This is a genomic window from Staphylococcus sp. HMSC62B09 (assembly GCF_001839115.1).
In the GTDB taxonomy this organism is placed as follows: Bacteria; Bacillota; Bacilli; order Staphylococcales; family Staphylococcaceae; genus Staphylococcus; species Staphylococcus haemolyticus.
This window is the reverse complement of sequence record NZ_KV840121.1, coordinates 153,581-172,252: the sequence shown is the minus strand read 5'-3', so window position 1 is coordinate 172,252 and position 18,672 is coordinate 153,581. Positions and strand designations below refer to the sequence as shown.

21 protein-coding genes and 1 pseudogene are annotated in these 18,672 nt (G+C 33.1%); 3 read left to right on the top strand and 19 right to left on the bottom strand.

Annotated features, from left to right (window positions below; translation table 11 throughout):
• The 5 genes and pseudogenes from HMPREF3265_RS04290 to HMPREF3265_RS04270 all read right to left on the bottom strand — a co-directional run.
• Window positions 1-348, bottom strand: a pseudogene (locus tag HMPREF3265_RS04290) (sodium:proton antiporter); the annotation flags it as partial.
• Window positions 349-537: 189 nt separating this feature from the next.
• The gene (locus tag HMPREF3265_RS04285; RefSeq protein WP_037559153.1) at window positions 538-2,007 is read right to left on the bottom strand and encodes a M17 family metallopeptidase; all 1,470 of its coding nucleotides are present in this window, start codon (window positions 2,005-2,007) and stop codon (window positions 538-540) included.
• A 210-nt stretch (window positions 2,008-2,217) separates the two neighbouring features.
• Window positions 2,218-3,426: an NAD(P)/FAD-dependent oxidoreductase gene (locus tag HMPREF3265_RS04280; RefSeq protein WP_037559155.1), complete on the bottom strand. Its 1,209-nt coding sequence runs from the start codon at window positions 3,424-3,426 to the stop codon at window positions 2,218-2,220.
• Window positions 3,427-3,791: 365 nt separating this feature from the next.
• Window positions 3,792-4,151: a HesB/IscA family protein gene (locus tag HMPREF3265_RS04275; RefSeq protein WP_011276278.1), complete on the bottom strand. Its 360-nt coding sequence runs from the start codon at window positions 4,149-4,151 to the stop codon at window positions 3,792-3,794.
• Window positions 4,152-4,163: 12 nt separating this feature from the next.
• Window positions 4,164-4,409 carry a YuzB family protein gene (locus tag HMPREF3265_RS04270; protein ID WP_048667953.1) on the bottom strand — a complete coding sequence of 82 codons (246 nt, stop codon included), beginning with the start codon at window positions 4,407-4,409 and terminating at the stop codon, window positions 4,164-4,166.
• 352 nt (window positions 4,410-4,761) lie between these two features.
• On the opposite strand from HMPREF3265_RS04270, the gene HMPREF3265_RS04265 reads away from it, so the two are divergent.
• Window positions 4,762-5,826 (top strand): NAD(P)/FAD-dependent oxidoreductase, encoded by a 1,065-nt coding sequence (locus HMPREF3265_RS04265; RefSeq protein ID WP_048667954.1) that lies wholly within the window; start codon window positions 4,762-4,764, stop codon window positions 5,824-5,826.
• 81 nt (window positions 5,827-5,907) lie between these two features.
• Here the strand turns inward: HMPREF3265_RS04265 and HMPREF3265_RS04260 are convergent, their stop codons facing one another.
• Complete coding sequence (locus tag HMPREF3265_RS04260; RefSeq protein ID WP_011276281.1) at window positions 5,908-6,228, bottom strand: YuzD family protein; 321 nt, start codon at window positions 6,226-6,228, stop codon at window positions 5,908-5,910.
• 103 nt (window positions 6,229-6,331) lie between these two features.
• Here HMPREF3265_RS04260 and HMPREF3265_RS04255 point away from each other — a divergent pair, with 103 nt between their 5' ends.
• Complete coding sequence (locus tag HMPREF3265_RS04255; RefSeq protein WP_002433501.1) at window positions 6,332-6,574, top strand: NifU family protein; 243 nt, start codon at window positions 6,332-6,334, stop codon at window positions 6,572-6,574.
• Window positions 6,575-6,655: 81 nt separating this feature from the next.
• Here the strand turns inward: HMPREF3265_RS04255 and dltD are convergent, their stop codons facing one another.
• The 8 genes from dltD to HMPREF3265_RS04215 all read right to left on the bottom strand — a co-directional run bounded on the left by dltD (window position 6,656) and on the right by HMPREF3265_RS04215 (window position 13,556).
• On the bottom strand, window positions 6,656-7,846 hold the full coding sequence (gene dltD / locus HMPREF3265_RS04250; protein ID WP_070861060.1) for a D-alanyl-lipoteichoic acid biosynthesis protein DltD: 1,191 nt from the start codon (window positions 7,844-7,846) through the stop codon (window positions 6,656-6,658).
• Window positions 7,843-8,079 (bottom strand): D-alanine--poly(phosphoribitol) ligase subunit 2, encoded by a 237-nt coding sequence (dltC, locus tag HMPREF3265_RS04245; protein ID WP_011276285.1) that lies wholly within the window; start codon window positions 8,077-8,079, stop codon window positions 7,843-7,845. The genes dltD and dltC overlap by 4 nt, the downstream gene beginning before the upstream one ends.
• Before the next feature lie 15 nt (window positions 8,080-8,094).
• Window positions 8,095-9,309, bottom strand: a complete 1,215-nt coding sequence (gene dltB, locus HMPREF3265_RS04240; protein ID WP_011276286.1) for a D-alanyl-lipoteichoic acid biosynthesis protein DltB — start codon at window positions 9,307-9,309, stop codon at window positions 8,095-8,097.
• Window positions 9,306-10,763, bottom strand: a complete 1,458-nt coding sequence (gene dltA / locus HMPREF3265_RS04235) for a D-alanine--poly(phosphoribitol) ligase subunit DltA (RefSeq protein WP_011276287.1) — start codon at window positions 10,761-10,763, stop codon at window positions 9,306-9,308. Before dltA ends, dltB begins: the two co-directional genes overlap by 4 nt.
• Before the next feature lie 14 nt (window positions 10,764-10,777).
• The gene (locus tag HMPREF3265_RS04230) at window positions 10,778-10,906 is read right to left on the bottom strand and encodes a teichoic acid D-Ala incorporation-associated protein DltX (RefSeq protein WP_160380485.1); all 129 of its coding nucleotides are present in this window, start codon (window positions 10,904-10,906) and stop codon (window positions 10,778-10,780) included.
• A gap of 441 nt (window positions 10,907-11,347) precedes the next feature.
• Window positions 11,348-12,313: a 2-hydroxyacid dehydrogenase gene (locus tag HMPREF3265_RS04225; RefSeq protein ID WP_048667955.1), complete on the bottom strand. Its 966-nt coding sequence runs from the start codon at window positions 12,311-12,313 to the stop codon at window positions 11,348-11,350.
• A 17-nt stretch (window positions 12,314-12,330) separates the two neighbouring features.
• Window positions 12,331-13,122: a TIGR01457 family HAD-type hydrolase gene (locus HMPREF3265_RS04220; protein ID WP_037559179.1), complete on the bottom strand. Its 792-nt coding sequence runs from the start codon at window positions 13,120-13,122 to the stop codon at window positions 12,331-12,333.
• Window positions 13,122-13,556 carry a DUF86 domain-containing protein gene (locus tag HMPREF3265_RS04215; protein WP_037559183.1) on the bottom strand — a complete coding sequence of 145 codons (435 nt, stop codon included), beginning with the start codon at window positions 13,554-13,556 and terminating at the stop codon, window positions 13,122-13,124. Before HMPREF3265_RS04215 ends, HMPREF3265_RS04220 begins: the two co-directional genes overlap by 1 nt.
• A gap of 102 nt (window positions 13,557-13,658) precedes the next feature.
• Between HMPREF3265_RS04215 and HMPREF3265_RS04210 the strand changes: the two genes are divergently transcribed.
• Entirely contained in the window at window positions 13,659-13,925 is a 267-nt protein-coding gene (locus HMPREF3265_RS04210; protein WP_037548938.1) for a DUF3055 domain-containing protein, read from the top strand.
• 72 nt (window positions 13,926-13,997) lie between these two features.
• Here HMPREF3265_RS04210 and HMPREF3265_RS04205 read toward each other — a convergent pair whose 3' ends face one another.
• The 5 genes from HMPREF3265_RS04205 to HMPREF3265_RS04185 all read right to left on the bottom strand — a co-directional run bounded on the left by HMPREF3265_RS04205 (window position 13,998) and on the right by HMPREF3265_RS04185 (window position 18,585).
• On the bottom strand, window positions 13,998-14,390 hold the full coding sequence (locus tag HMPREF3265_RS04205; RefSeq protein WP_011276293.1) for a YutD family protein: 393 nt from the start codon (window positions 14,388-14,390) through the stop codon (window positions 13,998-14,000).
• 108 nt (window positions 14,391-14,498) lie between these two features.
• Window positions 14,499-15,419, bottom strand: a complete 921-nt coding sequence (gene lipA / locus HMPREF3265_RS04200) for a lipoyl synthase (protein WP_029376689.1) — start codon at window positions 15,417-15,419, stop codon at window positions 14,499-14,501.
• A 132-nt stretch (window positions 15,420-15,551) separates the two neighbouring features.
• The gene (locus HMPREF3265_RS04195; protein ID WP_011276295.1) at window positions 15,552-16,874 is read right to left on the bottom strand and encodes a bifunctional metallophosphatase/5'-nucleotidase; all 1,323 of its coding nucleotides are present in this window, start codon (window positions 16,872-16,874) and stop codon (window positions 15,552-15,554) included.
• Window positions 16,875-16,895: 21 nt separating this feature from the next.
• Entirely contained in the window at window positions 16,896-17,723 is an 828-nt protein-coding gene (locus tag HMPREF3265_RS04190) for a sulfite exporter TauE/SafE family protein (protein WP_011276296.1), read from the bottom strand.
• Window positions 17,724-17,736: 13 nt separating this feature from the next.
• Entirely contained in the window at window positions 17,737-18,585 is an 849-nt protein-coding gene (locus HMPREF3265_RS04185) for a DUF72 domain-containing protein (RefSeq protein ID WP_011276297.1), read from the bottom strand.
• Window positions 18,586-18,672 lie beyond the last annotated feature (87 nt).

Sequence of the window (18,672 nt, the reverse complement as noted above, 5' to 3'; positions counted from 1 at the left end):
ACTCATTATACTCATCGCGAGTAAAGCTATGATAATAATGATTTTTACTTTTATTCTTGATAGTCTGCTATTTTCAGAGTGAATTGCGCGGATTATCTTAGTTACAAGATAATCTGTAATACCACTATATGAAATCAATGCTGCAAATCCACCCAATAATGCATAGCTTAGCGCTACCTCGGAACCGTCTACAATATTTTTTCCAAATACACTGATTACCTTTTCAACACTCATTCCAGAAATGAGACCGCCTACTAATGCACTAATGAACAGACTAATAACTACATTTAGTCTACATAAGCATAAAACAATCATTAATAATACGGCTATTACAACTGCATTAAACATAACAACACATCCTTTATCTCTCTACCGAACTAAAGTATTTAATATGTTCCTTATCATACCAAGTAGCTGGTACGTTGTCAATGTAGAATTACATTCTAAGTTAATAAGATTATTCATATTAAATAAGGAGTAGAAACACGCAATAGCACATGTTTCTACTCCTTAACCAAATGATTTCTACTTTTCTATTTATCTTAACCAATTTAATACAGTAGTAATCATACTGCCAGTTGGGCCTTTTGGACCTTTATAGCTAGTCTTGTTAGTTGTCGCAGGACCAGCAATATCGAAATGGATATGTGGTGTAGATCCACTAAAATGAGTAATAAATGTGGCTGCAAAGAGTGCTTTTCCATGACCGTTTGTATGATTGACTAAATCTGCAACGTCAGATTGACGTATTAATCGTTGCTCAGTTTGAGTCATAGGTAATTCAAAAGCATATTCATCCATTTCTTTAGCACTAACTCGTATTTCCTCAATCTCTTTATCTGCATTAGAGTTAAATAAAGCTGCTTTATCTTCACCTAGTGCTGCAACTGCAGCTCCTGTTAATGTAGCGAAATCTAAAATAATCTTAGGTTGAAATTGATTAGCATAGAATACAGCATCTCCTAGTACTAAACGCCCTTCCGCATCACTATTTAACATTTCAACTGTTTCACCACTCAATGCCGTCAATACATCATCAGGTTTCATTGCATTACTACTTATCATATTTTCAGCAGAAGCAATAACTCCTACAATATTGATAGGAATTTGCAAGCGTGATATCGCATCAATCATTCCAACTACATTAGCTGCGCCACACATATCAAATTTCATAGTCTGCATACCTATCTTCGATTTAATGCTATAGCCACCTGAATCATATGTAATACCTTTTCCTACTAATGCAATTGGTGCGTCTTCACTGTCACCACCATTATATGTCATAGTTATTACAACTGGAGGATTCTCCGACCCTTTACCAACAGCATGAATAAGTCCGAATCCTTCATCTAATAATTGTTTTCCATCTTTAATATCAACTTTTACTGATGTTTCATCAAAGTGTTGCGTAACCTGTTCAGCAAAATAATTAGGCGTTAGTATATTAGGTGGCATATTGCTATAGTCACGTGCAACATTAACCGATTGTCCGATTATAGCACCATTGATAAAATATCGATGTAAGTCCTCTTTATTCGTACTTATGTTTAACTCTAATTGATAGGGTGCAGATTTATCAGATTTATAGTTGTCAAAACTGTAAACTGCCTGTTCACTTTGTAGTCCCATAACCTCTGCGACTTTGGTTTGCTCTATTTTCTTTGAAATCAATGTATCGAATAATACATCTGCTTCAGTTACACGTTCTTCTTTTAAAAATTGAAATAAATTGCCGAAAGCTCTCAATAGCGTACCATAATCAAGCGTCTTTAAATTTCCTAATCCAACAGTAATAAGTCGTTTTGATGAGTCTTTTAAAGGTAACAAAGTTGAAGATATTTTACCTAATTGACTGCTAATTAAATGATGATGACGGTATGTATCAATTTGTTTTGTTATATCTTCATTATTGTAATTAATATAACCAAGTTGATTGATGTGATCAGGCAACCCTATAATAAATACTTCTGAATTTAAAACTGTATTACTTATATTGAAATTAACCATAACCTCTACACTTCCTTTTTATATCATATAAAAGAAGGAGTGGAACAGAATTCACAATGAATTCGTTATTCCACCCCCATAAGGATGACTAGAAATGAGAAAAGCTTGATTTATACGCTTTTTCAGTTCAGTCAGCTACTGCGAATTGGCATTGTAGCTTTAAATTAGTATTTATTTTCAAAATCATATTAGATAATTTATATGAGAAACTTAGAATTTACCTTTTTTGAATGCTAAGCCTACGCCACCGATTTTGAATACTGCACGAGTATCGATAACTTTTTTCATGAATGCAGCTTTTTTACCAGTAATGTCTCTACCGTATACGATACCAACACCATCATGTGCACCTAATGAACATACAGTACCACGATCAACATATTCAAAGTCTGTAGCTGCTTGACCGTTTAAGATGTTTTTAATGCTTTTCGCAACGTGTTCACCTTGTTGCATTGCAATTTGTGCTGTAGTTGGTAATGGACGTTCTTCACCAGCTGGGATGAATGCTGAAACGTCACCAATAACAAAGATATCATCATGACCTTCAATAGTTAAATCTTGTTTAGTCACGATACGACCACGTTTAACACCTTCAAATGATTCTTCCATTAATTTACTACCACGAACACCAGCAGCCCAGATTGCTGTACCAGCTTCTAATTGTTGTTCTTGATCATTAATTTTAACTACGAAACCTTTTTCGTTACAAGCAACGATTGGTGTAGCAATTTTGAATTCAACACCACGGTCTTCTAGGTAGTTAACTGCGTAATTAACTAATTCATCAGAGAACATTGGTAACATTTTTGGCGCAGCTTCAACACAAGTTACTCTAACTTTGTTTTGATTAACACCGTATTTATTACATAATTCAGGAATTCTTTCAGTTAATTCACCTAAGAATTCGATACCTGTAAAGCCTGCACCACCAACTAAGATAGCTAAGTCTTTATCATCTTTTTCTTTAGAAGCTGCGTAGTTTGCAAATTTATCTTCAATGTGACGAGATAATTTACGTGCAGTTTCAATATTTTCAATTTGGAATGCATAGTCTTTCATACCATTAATTCCAAATGTTTCACTTTCGAAACCTAATGCTACTACTAAAATGTCGTAATCATAGATACCGTGATTAGTTTCTACTTTTTTAGCGTTACGGTCGATTTTAGTTACTTCTGCATTGATAAATTTAACTTTATCTTCTTTAATTACACTTTCAATTGGGTAAATTAAATCTTCATAGTTTAATGTACCAGCTGAAGCTTCATGTAACCAAGTTGCTTCGTAGTGATATTTATTTTTGTTAATTAATGTAATATCCGCTTCGTCAGCAGAAAGTTCTTTTTGTAATTTAGTTACTGTTTGTAAACCAGCATAACCTGCGCCTAAAACAAGTACTTTTTTACGATCTTGTGCCATTTCATTCACCTAAGCTTTCATAATTATTTTCTTAAATGTAGAAAAAGGCTACAAATTTCAGAACATAACAAAGTTCAGATGTAACAATATATTTTACCTTAATATATGTTTATCTGATTCATTTAAAAGACTTTGCACTTAACCTATTGTTCATCCCCATTTATAGTCTTAGTCAACACTTTCTTTTTCAGTTCGATTTTATGAACTTTAGTTCACAAAAAAGACAAAGTTCAATCCATCTTCAATTTTATAGCTTTTATAGTTCATTTTCAAGCAACAACAAGACTATTATTAAAATAATCATATTATCCTGAAGATTACTGTCTTACTGCATTACTCTTTGTCATATACTACTTAAAATTATATTAGCATTCCTCAGGGTTCCCAGCTACTTTAGCAGTTCTAAATGAACTACCACAACCACATGAAGCGATTGCGTTAGGGTTATCAATTTGGAATCCTCCACCCATTAAAGATTGTTTGAAATCAATTGTCGTACCATTTAATACAGGCACATCATATTTGTCTACTAGTACTTTTAATCCATAAAATTCAAGTACTTCATCATTTTCTCCTGGTTGTTCTTCAGCTGACATACCATATGTTAGACCTGTACAGCCACCACCGTTTACTTTAATCTTTAAATATCCACCTTCCATGTCATTACTTTTCAACATATCTTTTACTTCATAAGCTGCTGCTTCAGTTAATGTTACAGTTGACATAAACCATTCCTCCTATAATAAGTTAGTAAAGTCATTCTCTTCTATATGTTTATAAATATTTTTTAATAACTCATCTGGTGTATCACCTTCAACAGTATCACCATCTACCAATGCATACAACCCACATGAACATACGCCACAATTATTTAAACATCCGTATTCCAATACATCCACATCAGGATCATTCTCAAGTTTATCGTAAACGTAGTCTCCGCCTTTTGCCATATTTGAAATGCAAAATTCGACTAATGGAAACATACTTCACCTTCTTCTTCATTTTTTAATTACATTATTATAACAAATCTTAACTTGGACTGCATTGTCCTCGCTCATCATTTTATATTATTTAGAACAACAATACACACATATCTCTTCAGCTTAGTTTCCCTACCACACATTTCATTGTAGTCGTTTTGAAAAAAAGATATAATAATCATATACATATATCACACACTTTATTGTTAGGGGTAATAAATGTGATTGATCAATTACTATACTTGTTTGAAGTTTTAAAATAAAAGTTTAGGTAATTTACAAAAGTTTGCTTAATTCAAAGGGTATTAGTCAAAATTATTTCGGAATAACAAATTTTTATAAAGGGGTATAACAGATGAAAAATTTAGTATTACTTGGTGGCGGCTATGGTAATATGCGTATCATGTCGCGTATCTTACCTGATGCATTACCAGAAAATTATACTTTAACGTTAATTGATCGTATGCCATTCCATGGCTTGAAACCAGAATTTTATGCTTTAGCTGCGGGTACTAAGTCTGATAGTGATGTTCGTATGAATTTTCCTGATTCAGAACGCGTTAATACAATTTATGGAGAAATTAATGATATTGATTTAGATGCTCAAATCGTATCTGTTGGTAATACAAAAGTAGATTATGATGAATTAGTTATTGGCTTAGGTTGTGAAGATAAATATCATAATGTTCCTGGTGCTGAGGAATACACGCATAGTATTCAAACACTCTCCAAGGCACGCGAAACATTTCATAGTATTAGTGAATTACCTAGTGGCGCTAGTGTAGGTATTGTTGGTGCTGGTTTAAGCGGCATCGAGTTAGCAAGTGAGCTTCGTGAAAGTCGTGAAGATTTAGAAGTCATACTATATGACCGTGGTGAGCGAATTTTAAGGAATTTCCCTGAAAAGTTAAGTAATTATATCGCTAAATGGTTCCGTGAAAACAATGTTAAAGTAGTGCCTAATTCTTTAATTGATAAAGTGGAACCAGGAAAAATTTATAATAGTGGTACACCAGAAAATGTTGATTTAGTTGTCTGGACTGCTGGAATTCAACCGGTTGAAGTTGTAAGACATTTACCGATTGATATCAATCGAAGTGGACGTGTCATCATCAATCAATATCATCAAGTGCCAACATACCTTAATGTATTTATAGTTGGAGATTGTGCTGATTTACCTCATGCACCAAGTGCACAATTAGCTGAAGTTCAAGGTGATCAAATCGCTGATGTACTTAAGAAACAGTGGAATAATGAACCATTACCAGATAAAATGCCTGAATTAAAAGTACAAGGTTTCCTTGGTTCTCTCGGCGAGAAAAAAGGCTTTGCCTATATCATGGACCGTACAGTTACCGGACGTCTTGCACATATACTTAAATCGGGCGTCCTATGGTTATATAAATATCATAACGGTTAGTATTAAAATAAGGGGTAGAATAGAATTCATGATGAATTCTATTCAACCCCCGACCTTTTTTCTCAAGAATTATACTTTAAATTAATTTGCAAAATGTTTATCTACAAAGTTTGTAATTTGCTTTGTTTGAATGTAACCATCTGCTACATACTCATCATTCATTGTAATTAAAGGATAAAATAATTCATCTTCCTCAATTTGTTCAATATACTGTTGGTCATGATCACTTAGATTATCTGTTTGATTTTGAAAATCAATGTATGTGTATTCAAATTGAATGTCTGGATACTTTCTTTCTAATAAAGGCTTAATCCATTCAAATGTATTAATAGATGTTGGTGCATTAACGCAACTTGCACATACGACATCAGCGCCATATACTACCACGCTTACTTTAGTCATACTCAAATCCCCCGTTTTGTTTTATAGATTTTTCTTTCTTTATCTATTATAATAAATAAATAATGAATTTATGAAGTAATTTACTTGAAAGGAGACATATCTCATGCCTACTGAGAATGCAACAATGTTTGATCAAGTAGCTGAAGTCATTGAACGTTTACGTCCATTTTTATTACGTGATGGTGGAGACTGTACATTAGTAGATGTAGAAGATGGTATCGTGAAATTACAATTACACGGAGCTTGTGGTACTTGTCCTAGCTCAACAATCACATTAAAAGCCGGCATTGAACGTGCGTTACACGAAGAAGTTCCAGGCGTTATTGAAGTTGAACAAGTATTCTAAGCGTCTAACATATATGATATATATTTAATAAAGCACCAACGCGTAGAGTTCTTAAACTCTACGCGTTGGTGCTTTTGTTAATTATTGGTGTTCATGTTGTTTGTTATGATCTTTGTTATGCTCGTTTTTGTCATCCTTCATATGTTGAACAATATGTTGGTTCATGTGAGCCCAACCTTTCCAACCTACGTGAACGACATCACTAAGAACATATTTCTCATAATCTTTATCTGACATATCATACACCTTACCACCATGTGCTACTACAGTTTGATGTATTTTCTTATAGACTGGTTCTCTTGTTGAGCGTTCAATACCTAAGTGGTCATACCATTTACCATTCACCGGTAAAATAACATATTGTACGTCTGCACTTGCATTATGCATTGTATCCACTAACAATGATAAATCATTAAATTCTGGAGAGTTCATTTTAAACTCATATTTACGATGATTCATTGGCTTTTTATGTATAAGTTTTTCCCAATATTCATTACGTATTCCATAATTATTTGATGATGAGCGTTTCTCACCTAACGTCACAGCTTTATCTTGCATTTCTTGCCATGATACATTTGGCTCAGTCACAGGTTTCACATGTGATAATGGCGACTTATCTAATGAGAAGTAAGTTTTAATCGCTTCAATTTTTAATAACTGATTCTCTTTAAAACGAGAAACATAGTTACCATCTACTTCACCGTGATTATTTACGACGTCTTTCAAGAATTCTTTATTCGACGCACTTTTAAAGTGTAATAAGCGTTTGGCGTATCTCTCTTTTAATTCTGAAGGCATATCTTTTTGTTGAAATAACTGATTAATTTGATTTGGTGTTGTACGTGCTGCAAAATCACGATCATTAACACCATGTGTACTAAACCATTGTGGTGAAATAATAAATGTCATCTTTTTCCCTTTTAGTTGATCATATTGACCAGCTAATTCAATTGCATTGATTAAATCTGTATTACCACCCGTACCAATTAGAAAAAATGGTTTAGTATTTTTTCTATGATTTAACGCAAGCGCAGGGTTAAATGGATCTAACTTGTTAAGTTCACTTGACCCATATATTGGATAATATTTATCACTACTAAATAGTTTATTTTGAATGAGCGTACCTTTAAGAACTTGATCGGTTAAAGATATTCTATTATTAGCGACAGCCTTGTTTGTAACTAATCCAGTAAACCAGCTAGCAGGCATTAATACGAAGGCTAAAAATAAAATGCCGCTAATAATAATTGGTAAAAATGGTTTTAATTTCATCGTAATTCTTCTAATGCTTCAACAATTTTGTTTGGAGTTGCCCACTCATCACGATCGAAATCCATGATAGATACTTCAATGCCTAATCTGTTTTGAATCTCAAGTAATAAACCTACCGTTTGGAATGAATCAATAATACCCTCTTCGAATATTTCGACATCAGGGTTCTCTTTTACAACATCATTTTCTGCCACATCAGCTAATAAATCTAATACTTGTTCTTTAAATTCCATAATTTATGACTCCTTTTAAATTAATTTTCCTGAAAAGATTAAAAATCCAAATGCTACAAAATGGAAAGTAATGATAATACTCAACGCTTTAGTAAAACCATTTTGCCAACGTGGTGGATGTTTCTTTCTCCAACGTTCATAGTAACCATAACCAATAAACATTAGTCCATGGTAAATACCATAAACGATATAGAATAACTCTAAACCATGCCACACACCCATGATAAAGAAGTTTAAGAAGAATGCGAAATTAGACATCGCAAATTGACTTTTAAATGTTTTTTTACGTGACATATAGAATAATGTACGCATATAAATACAATCTCTAAACCAGAATGATAATGACATATGCCATCTATTCCAGAAATCTTTAATATTTTTTGCTTTGAAAGGTTGCTTGAAGTTAGGCGGTGTATTAATACCATATAAATAACTTACTGCTACAGCAAACAAGCTATATCCAGCGAAATCAAAGAATAAATAGAAGCTGTAAGCATACATATATAGCCATTTATGCATAAATCCGTCTAGATTCATTAATAATGGAAGAATGGCATAAACATTGATTAAATAAGCGATAATATACTTGTACAAGAATCCTAGCATAATCATATGTATCGCTTTGGCAACCATCTCCCTATATTGTTCACTTGTAGGAACCTTTTTATCGTCTTTAACAAAACGTTTATAGCGATCAATTGGCCCTGAAGACACCGTTGGGAAGAAAGAAATGAATTGGAATAATTTCCCAACTTTGATCTCTTTAATAGATCCATCTCGAATCTCCATAATTAATTGCACACTTTTAAACGTTACATAAGAAATACCTAGGAAACCTACAAATTCTATAAGCTTGTGTTCATGGAAATGAATTTGTTGACCACCTAACCATGAGCTTTGTAATACTTTAACTATCGCTAATGGCAAAATGGATAAAATCATAACAATGACAAATTTGCTAAATGTATTACTCTTCTGTCTTGATTTATAATATCCCATGATTAATAACACTTGCCATATGAGATAAATTACAAAACTAATGAGTTGAATACTTAAATATTTATTACCGAATAAATTATGTTTATCTGATGAAAAGATGACGACAATCATAATTGCAGTACTTAAACCGTTATAAATATAGCTTCGCTTACCTAAAAATCCGAGTATGATGACTGGTAAAAGTACTATAATTGCAACTAAGAAGAAGGTAAACGTGCCATATGGAATCATGCGTTAATATCCTCTGCGACTTGTTTACGATCAAGCTTTCCGTTTGACGTTAATGGTAACTGTTTCATCCAAACAAATTTTCTCGGAATCATATATTCAGGTAAGCGAGATTTTAGTTCAGATTTAATTTGTCTTGTCATTTCTAAATCATCTCTAACTTCTTCAGTCGGAACGACAGCACCGATTAAATGTATTACTTTATTATTTTTATATACTGGAACGACAACAGTTTCTCTAACAAACTCTGATTGTCTAAGTTGCGTTTCAATTTCTTCCAATTCCATTCGGTAACCGTTAAGTTTAATTTGGAAATCAATTCTTCCTTGAATGAACCATTGTCCATCTTTCTCGATGGCTTTATCACCCGTATGATATATACGAAGTCCATCTTCAAAGTTAAATACCGCATCGGTTTTTTCTTTGTTATCTAAATACCCAAGACTAACACTATTACCTTTAATAACAAGTTCACCTTCGTCTGTTGTAAACAATGATGTGTTAGGTCTTGAAACACCAACAGGTAGCGGGTTATAAGCTTCAATTACTTCAGGTGTCAATTTAATACCTGTAACAGCTACTGTCGCTTCCGTAGGTCCATACGTGTTATAAACCACTGCACTTGGATATCTATCTAAAAGTGCTTTCGCAGTTCTATGAGGTAAGATTTCTCCACAGAAGAAGAAATGATTCAAGCTTGGGTAACTTGATTCGTTAAGGTTAGGTAATAGCAAGCACATTTCCATAAATGATGGTGTAGATACCCATGCATTGATTGGTGTATTAACTAACATTTCATTGAGTAATTTAGGTTTATTGATCATTTCTTTATCTACTAAATTAAGTGTGCCACCTGATGTTAAACAAGGATAAATTGCCATGACTGATAAATCGAACGAGAATGGTGCTTGATTTAACCACTCTTGTGAACCTTCTGATTCATTAAGTGATACCATCCATTCTGCAAATTCTATTAAACTTGCATATTCGATCTGAACACCTTTAGGCTCACCTGTTGAACCAGATGTAAAAATAGTATATACAACATCCGTTAATCCCATTTGACTGTCAAATAGTGTTGGATTATCAGAATCTTGGATACTTTGAATTGTAAGTTCTTGTATATTGGAATGATTTAATTGTGTATCTGATGTGTTAAATATAATGTCCGGTTGTACTTTATTTATAATCATATTCACACGTTCACTTGGTACTGAAGTGTCAATAGGTACATAGCCACAACCTGCTTTGATAGCACCTATCATTCCTACTAACATGTAAGGTGACATATGTCCATAAACGATTAACGGCTTATGATTATCTTGTAATAGATGCGCTAATTTACTAGATTCATCCATTAATTGTTGATATGTTAATTCTTCATCTTTATGTCTAACTGCTACACGTTCAGGATTACTTTGACCGAAGTCATTTATTAAATTTATGATATCTGTCATAATTAGACTCCTTATTAAAATTCATTGTAAATGAAATTATTATGTGTATCGCCGGAACCATAAATTAGGTACAGCGCAATAAATATCGCTAAATATAAAAGTGTTAATAAATAAGGTTTAGCTTTCTCATAATATTGCATCATCTTATGATTATTCTCTTTCAATGCACTATTGCACCTCACTATCATTTCAAATATCGGAGTGAAGTATTAGTCTTACTCCTGAGTTAAAACCGAATTCCCGAAAACAAAACAAAATTCACTAAATATAATTTTTATATATTATACATTCATCTTATTATAATTAAAATTTGATTTTAAGGCAAATTAAATTTTCCACTTCAAACTATTGTGCTAATGATACTAAATTAACACTTAAAAAAATTAATAAGATTTTATGCGTTAATGTTACTATCAACAACACTGCATTAGTGGCAATGATGAATTCAAATGACAATAATTATATTAGTACCAAATAGTTAGCTTAACAATTACATACGGTATAACAAAACTGTTAGTTATAATAAAAGAACCTCTATCGTTCATGGTTAAATCTTTACCTAAACGTTAGAAGTTCTTTAAAATTTATTTATTAGTAATAGGAGTCAACGGTTTTTCACCTTTTAATATCGCAACAATGTTATCAACACATAATTGAATCATTCGATCTCTAGTTGCTACAGAAGCACTACCTATATGCGGTAATATGACTGCTTTCTCCATTTTCAAGAGAGGGTGATCAAGTTTAATAGGTTCCTCACGTAAGACGTCTAAACCACATCCACCAATTTCATGATTGTTCAATGCATCAATTAGAGCATCCTCGTCTACAATAGCACCGCGACCGATATTAATAAAGATTGCATCGTTTTTCATTTTAGAAAATGCATCTTTATTAAACTTATTCTCAGTTTCAGGCGTCAATGGCGCAGTACAAACGACAAAATCACTCTCTTCTAATAATGTATCAAAGGATACATAACTTGCATTAAGTTCTGATTCTGCATCTTCATGTCTTGAACGATTATGATACAAGATAGTTGTATTAAATCCTTGAAGTCGACGAGCAAAGCTCTTTCCAATATCACCCATACCATAAATACCTACAGTTGAACCATGAACATCTTTACCTGACAATAAGTATGGTCCCCAACTTTTCCATTGGCCATCTTGTACATATTTTTCCGCTTCAACAATACGTCGTGCCACAGTTAACATTAACGTAAATCCTAATTCGGCTGTTGTTTCCGTAAGTACTTGAGGTGTATTAGTAACGACAATTTCTTTGTCTTCAGCTAACTTAACATCAATGTTGTCAAAACCAACTGCCATATTTGCGATTACCTTTACATGTTTAGCATGTTCAAGACATGTGGCATCAATCTTTTCACTTAATGTGATGAAACATGCATCAACATCTTCTAATTCTTTCAAAAATTGCTCTCTAGGCATAGGTTCAAATGCTTCTTTCCACATTTTAACGTCGCCGAACTGTTCCAATTGCTCTATGAAACGATCTGGAATTTGACGTGTGACTAGAATTTTAACCATGTCATGCCACCCCTCTTTTATTTTTGGGCATTTCTTTCTAATTCTGAAATTGCTACATTTAAGTCTTTAAATGAATATGTAGGTTGTTGGTCTTTTTCTTTTAGTTCTTCATAAGTCGTTACACCAGTTTGTACATGAATTGTGTCAACACCAACATTAATACCAGACATGATATCGGTATCATACAAATCGCCAACCATTGCTACGTCTGATTTATCTAATTTCAAGATGTCTAAAGCAATATCCATAATGACTGGCTCCGGTTTACCAATAAATTGTGGTGCTTGACCTGTAGATACACTAACTACACTTGTAATCGCACCATTACCTGGTAAGAAACCACGTTCTTTAGGAATCGATACATCAGGGTTCGTTGAAATAAATCTTGCACCCTTACGTACTGCAAGCGTTGCCACAGCTAATTTTTCGTAAGTAACGTTTTCATCTAAACCAATCGCAACATAATCAACGTTTTCATCATCTTTTACAGTTAATCCAGCTTCAGTTAAAGCTGTGCGTAAGCCACTGCCGCCAAGCATGTATACCGTAGCATCACTTTTCTCATCTGCAATATAATTTGCTGTTGCTAAGGCAGACGTTACAACTTCCTCAGGCTTCGCATCAATATTCATTTCTTTTAATTTTTGCGTTACCTCTTCAGGCGTCTTTGTAGAGTTGTTTGTAACATATAAATGCGGGATTTGATGATTGTTTAAGTAGTCAATAAATTGTGCTGCACCATCGATTTCATCTGTACCTATATACATAGTTCCATCTAAGTCAATTAAATATCCTTTATAATTTTTCATTACTTGTTATCTCCTTTTCCAAAAGCGGTAACTGGAACATTCTCTTTCTCAAGGAACTGAGTTACCTCTTGAATAAACTGTTCATAATAAGGCAAAGCCTCGTCAAATAATGGCTGAATCTTACTATTATCAAGTTCTGTATAATGGTGTGCGAACTGCTTTCTAATGTCAACTGTTTCATTAACATATCGTTGAGTAGATTTCGAAATAACACCTTCTAGTTCAAGAATATCGATGACATCTTTATAATTTCCTGGATCCCTCAAGATAAAACCATCAATAATCATATTACCTATATCCACAGATGATTCAATTAACATTTGTGCGATACGTTCAAATGCATAATGATTTCCTTTATTCGATTCATAATCTTTAATTAATTGATTTAAGTAAGTTAATTTTAAAATAAGCTGATCTTTATCTACAAAATACATATCCTTCACCTCTTAATATGTCTATCATATCACAGTTTTGCATAGGTCTTCATTTGTCGTTATACTTAATTAAAAATACAAGATAAAAGGAGTTCTACTCTTATGATAGATATGTACTTATATGATGATGAAGAACAAAGCCAAGTACAGTTTGTAGGCTTTGTAGGTGAACATAGCCGTTATGATTTAATGCTCGTTCAAACAGATCGTCATTACGGTAAGACACTTGTGCTAAATATGCAAACAAACAAATTCGGTATTATCGGGACAGATGATATTGAAGAAGAAGGATATATCGCGCATATTCTAGGTGTGAGTCAAGAAGAAAGTGATGAAATCATTGAATATCTTAATCAAGTCATTCAATAATTACTATTTTAAAAGCTGTGAAAAAATCTCTTCTCTTAGATTTCTTCACAGCTCATTTTATTAATTCTATAGTTACTCATCTTGGTGCTTAACTTCCTGAATGGTAGGTTTAATTTTAACATCATGCAATTTATCTTCAGAATCAGACAAAATAACATCCTCTTCATCATGATTTAATTGTTGTACCTCTTTGTTAGATAAATGACGTAAAACAAAATAAGGACAACCGAAATTGCAATATTCTAATATATAATCTTGAATACTCGAAAAACGTTTCGAGATTTCAGCTTTTTTATTCGTATCCTTATAGAAACCTTTTAATCGTAATTGATCATATCCAAAATCCCCTACAATAAAATCATACTTATCTAATATATCTGAATATCTCGATGCAAATAATTCTTCATCAAAGCATGATCTATATTCTTCAATGATTTCAAAATATTGTTGACCTATCTTAATCATAATTTGTCACCTTTAACTCGTATAATAAAAACTTAGATTACACAATTCAATTTAAAATGTGCAACCTAAGTCTCTAAAAACTTAATCTAAACCGTTTAATTGTTCAAATTAATTTTGTTGTAATTTTTCTTCACCTAAACGGTGTTTTTCTTTAGCCGCTTCATTTACTTGTTCGTCGGCATGATAAGAACTACGTACCATTGGGCCAGCTTCACAGTGTTTGAAACCTTTGTCCATAGCTACTTTTCTTAATTTACCAAATTCTAATGGTGTATAGTATTTTTCAACTTTTAAATGCTTACGTGATGGTTGTAAATATTGACCAATTGTTAAAATGTCTACATCATTTGCACGAAGATCATCCATTGTTTCATAAATCTCTTCAATCGTTTCTCCTAAACCAACCATTAAGCTTGATTTAGTAGGAATATCTGGTTGCAATTCTTTAGAACGACGTAAGAACTCTAATGTTCTTTCATATGTTGCACGTGCACGAACTCTTGGTGTTAAACGACGTACTGTTTCGATATTATGGTTTAAGATATCAGGTTTAGAAGCCATTAATGTTTCAAGTGCTTCATAGTCACCACCCATGTCTGATGGTAAGATTTCAATTGTAGTGAATGGATTACGTTCACGTACTTTACGTACTGTTTCAGCATATACGTTAGAACCTGCATCTCTTAAGTCATCACGTGCAACTGCAGTGATAACAACGTGTTTTAAATTCATTAACTCAACTGATTCTGCAACACGTTCTGGTTCATTTAAGTCTAGTTCATTAGGTAATCCAGTTTTAACTGCACAGAAACGACATGCTCTTGTACATACTGCACCTAAAATCATAAATGTAGCAGTACGTCTAGCACCCCAACATTCATGTATATTTGGACACTTTGCTTCTTCGCAAACAGTGTGTAAGTTCTTTTCACGCATCATCTTCTTGAGGCCAATATAGTTTTCGTTCGTGTTAAGCTTAATTTTCAACCAATCTGGTTTACGTAAGATTTCTTCATTTTTAGTAGCCATAACCACGTATACCCTCCTGTATAATATATCTTTTCCTATTATAACGAAATTTACATTAAATTAAAACGTAATAAACCACAAATTTCAACCTTGAATTTAATTCTATTCTATACATAATTTATTTGTGTTATTCTATTGCAGTCTCAATAACTTATCTTTAAAGATATCTCTAAGGAACTGAGGCATAATATAATCAATTGACTTCCCTTTCAATATAGGGAAATATCTACCAAACGTATACATATCAACTGTTCCTAAAGTGTATATTTTATCATCAACTACCGCTTCACCATTAACAAAGAATCTATTTTCTGACTGGATAAAACCGCAATTATATAAAATATAGCCTCCAAATATATCTCCTCTAAAACCTAGTCCTTGAGCATGTTCATGCATATATTCTTGCTTCTGACTTTTTTCAATTACTTTTTTCAATTCACTACCTGTCAAACGTACGCGCACTAGATTAATTGGATGTGGCAACATTTTATGAATATCATATTCCGTTAGTCTATCCGCTTCAATTCCTTTTACAATTAAACCAGCATTTATGATAGTACAATCTGTATTAGTAAATTCAAATACACTTTCAGCTAATAAATAAGTCGTTTTAGTAATGACATCTGTTTTACTATTTAAGTTGATAGGATAATCAATCACCGGTTCACTCATCAATGCCTTTCCTTCTGACTCATAATCTGTTTCAACCATAGGTAATGTTTCAACCGGATAAATAATCGCTTCTTTACTAACAACCTTTTTATTTTCAATAGTTAAATTAACTTCACCTAAATAATAACCATATTTACCAGCAGCTGCCATAAGTACGCCATTATTCATTTCACCCTCATCAAAATGATGGTGTGTATGACTCCCAAAAATCACATCAATTTCAGGAATCTCTTGGCATAACTTTTCATCAAAAAAGATGCCTACATGACTCATCACAATAAGTACATCATAATTACCCTGTTGATTAGCGATTTCATCTTTAATCGCTTCTAAAGGATCCGTTACAATCCAATCAAGAGCTCTGTAAAATGGTGTGAAAGGTGCTGTTGCCGCTACAAATAAAATACGTACGCCTTCAATTTCTTTAATACATGATGAGGCTATGTTATGAGGTAACTTCCCTTCTTCATCGATAACATTTGTACAAATGACGTTAAATGTCGCATTATTATATAAATTATTTAATGCTTCATGAGAGATGGTCATACCTTCATTATTACCTATCGTCGCAATATCACACTGAGCCTCATTAAGCAAGTCGATATTCTTGCGACCTATCGTTGCTTGAGTCACTGGTGCTGATAAATCCACATGGTCGCCTATATCTAAATAGAGTGAGGGATGTTGAAGTTTGGGTCTATGTTCTGCCATATAAGATGTTATACGTGCATATTCGTTTAAATGACTATGAATATCGTTCGTGTGAAAAATGGTTAACTTCACTTAAATTCCCCCTATATTTATTTAAAGAAAAGATTTAATAATTAAGTATACACCCATTATCAACATAACCGTACGTAATAGCGTTACAACAGTTTCAGATTTAATCGAGTGGTTAACACGTACTCCAATTTGGGCGCCGATATAACTTGAAATAATAAGAATTATAGAATATGACCATGCAACATGTCCTTGTAAAATGTGACCTATAGAACTCATAACACTTGAAAAGAAAATCATCATCATGCTTGTACCAACTGCAACGTGTGGTGGAAATCTGAAAACAATTAACATTAGTGGTGTCATTAATGCGCCACCACCAATTCCGAATAGACCTGTTAAAATACCAATGAACAGTGTCGCAACAAATGCAAATAAAGGTGGTACGCTATAGTGATATGTCTTTCCTTCAGAATCAACATACGTTTTACGATATTTCTCTTTATCAAAAATCTTAAACGGTTTGATTTTATGTCTCACCATTAAAATAATTGAAACAATAATCATAAAAATACCGAAGTATAAATTGAAAGACTCTAAAGTAAGATATCTACTTAAAAACGAACCTAACAATGAACCTGGTAATAATCCAAACAAGAAGATAGAACCATTTTTAATATCTACCTGCTTCGTCTTTAAGTAGCCTAAGGATGAAGATAAGCCTGTGACGATTAGAATCACCGATGATGTTCCTATCGCTATTTGTGGTGTAATACCATGTAAAACATCGTGTGTAACGCCCAAGTATACCAGTGTTGGAACAATAATGATCCCACCACCAATACCTACTAATGACCCTAAAATAGCAGAGAAAAGGCCGATAAGCACTAATAAAATAATTGTCACTAACATTATATTTCGCCTCTTAGAATAATTTTAATTGTTGCGGAGCTAAACCTGTGTATTCAATATCTAACATATCCTGATATGTTTTAGCGTTTTGAGCAGCATGCCCACCCGAGTTATTATTAAATACGACATAAACCTTTTTAGCTTTTTGTTCTATAATTCTAACTTTATTAGCTAAATCGGTAAGCTCTTCTTTGTTGTAGTTATATAAGTATCTCACATCACGCCACTCTTGGTCGGTCATGTCTTTTTTGGTCCAGCCTTGTCTATTTCTTCCATGATAGCGTACAAAAGCCGTCTCAGTAGTAATACGATTAACTAGTGGTATTGAGCCTTCGCGCACTTGTGGCTCATCTACTACTGAATGGATAATGTGGTGCTCAGTTAAAAATGACAGCGTTTGTTCCTTAAATTGATCGTTAAACCATGATTGATGTCGAAACTCGACACAAATCGGTACATCATCCAATTGTTGACGAACATACAAGATATATTTGATATTTTGTGCCGTACAATCAAACCAAGGTGGAAATTGAACTAAGACCATAGCTAGTTTGTGATGATCTATAAGTGGTTGTAGCATTTGTTTGAATTGCTCGAATAATTCACTTCTTGTTTCTGCGTAATCTTTATAATCTGCATGTAGTGTAAGTGCTTGATGAATCTTCACTATAAATTCAAAACGATCAGGTGTTTCTTTAATCCATTTCATGATATTTCTTTCAGGTTGGATGGCGTAGTAAGATGCATCAAGTTCAACGATTGGAAAGTGACTAGCGTATGTTTGCAACTTATCTGATTGTCGTTCTAAATCCTCATATAAAGAATCGTGATCTCCCCATCCAGTAAGACCTATATTTATCATTTTTATCACCAGCTATATGATACCATATTCAATTTTATGATATCACTTGTTCTATATCATCTTTACATTATCTTATTATTTTCGGAA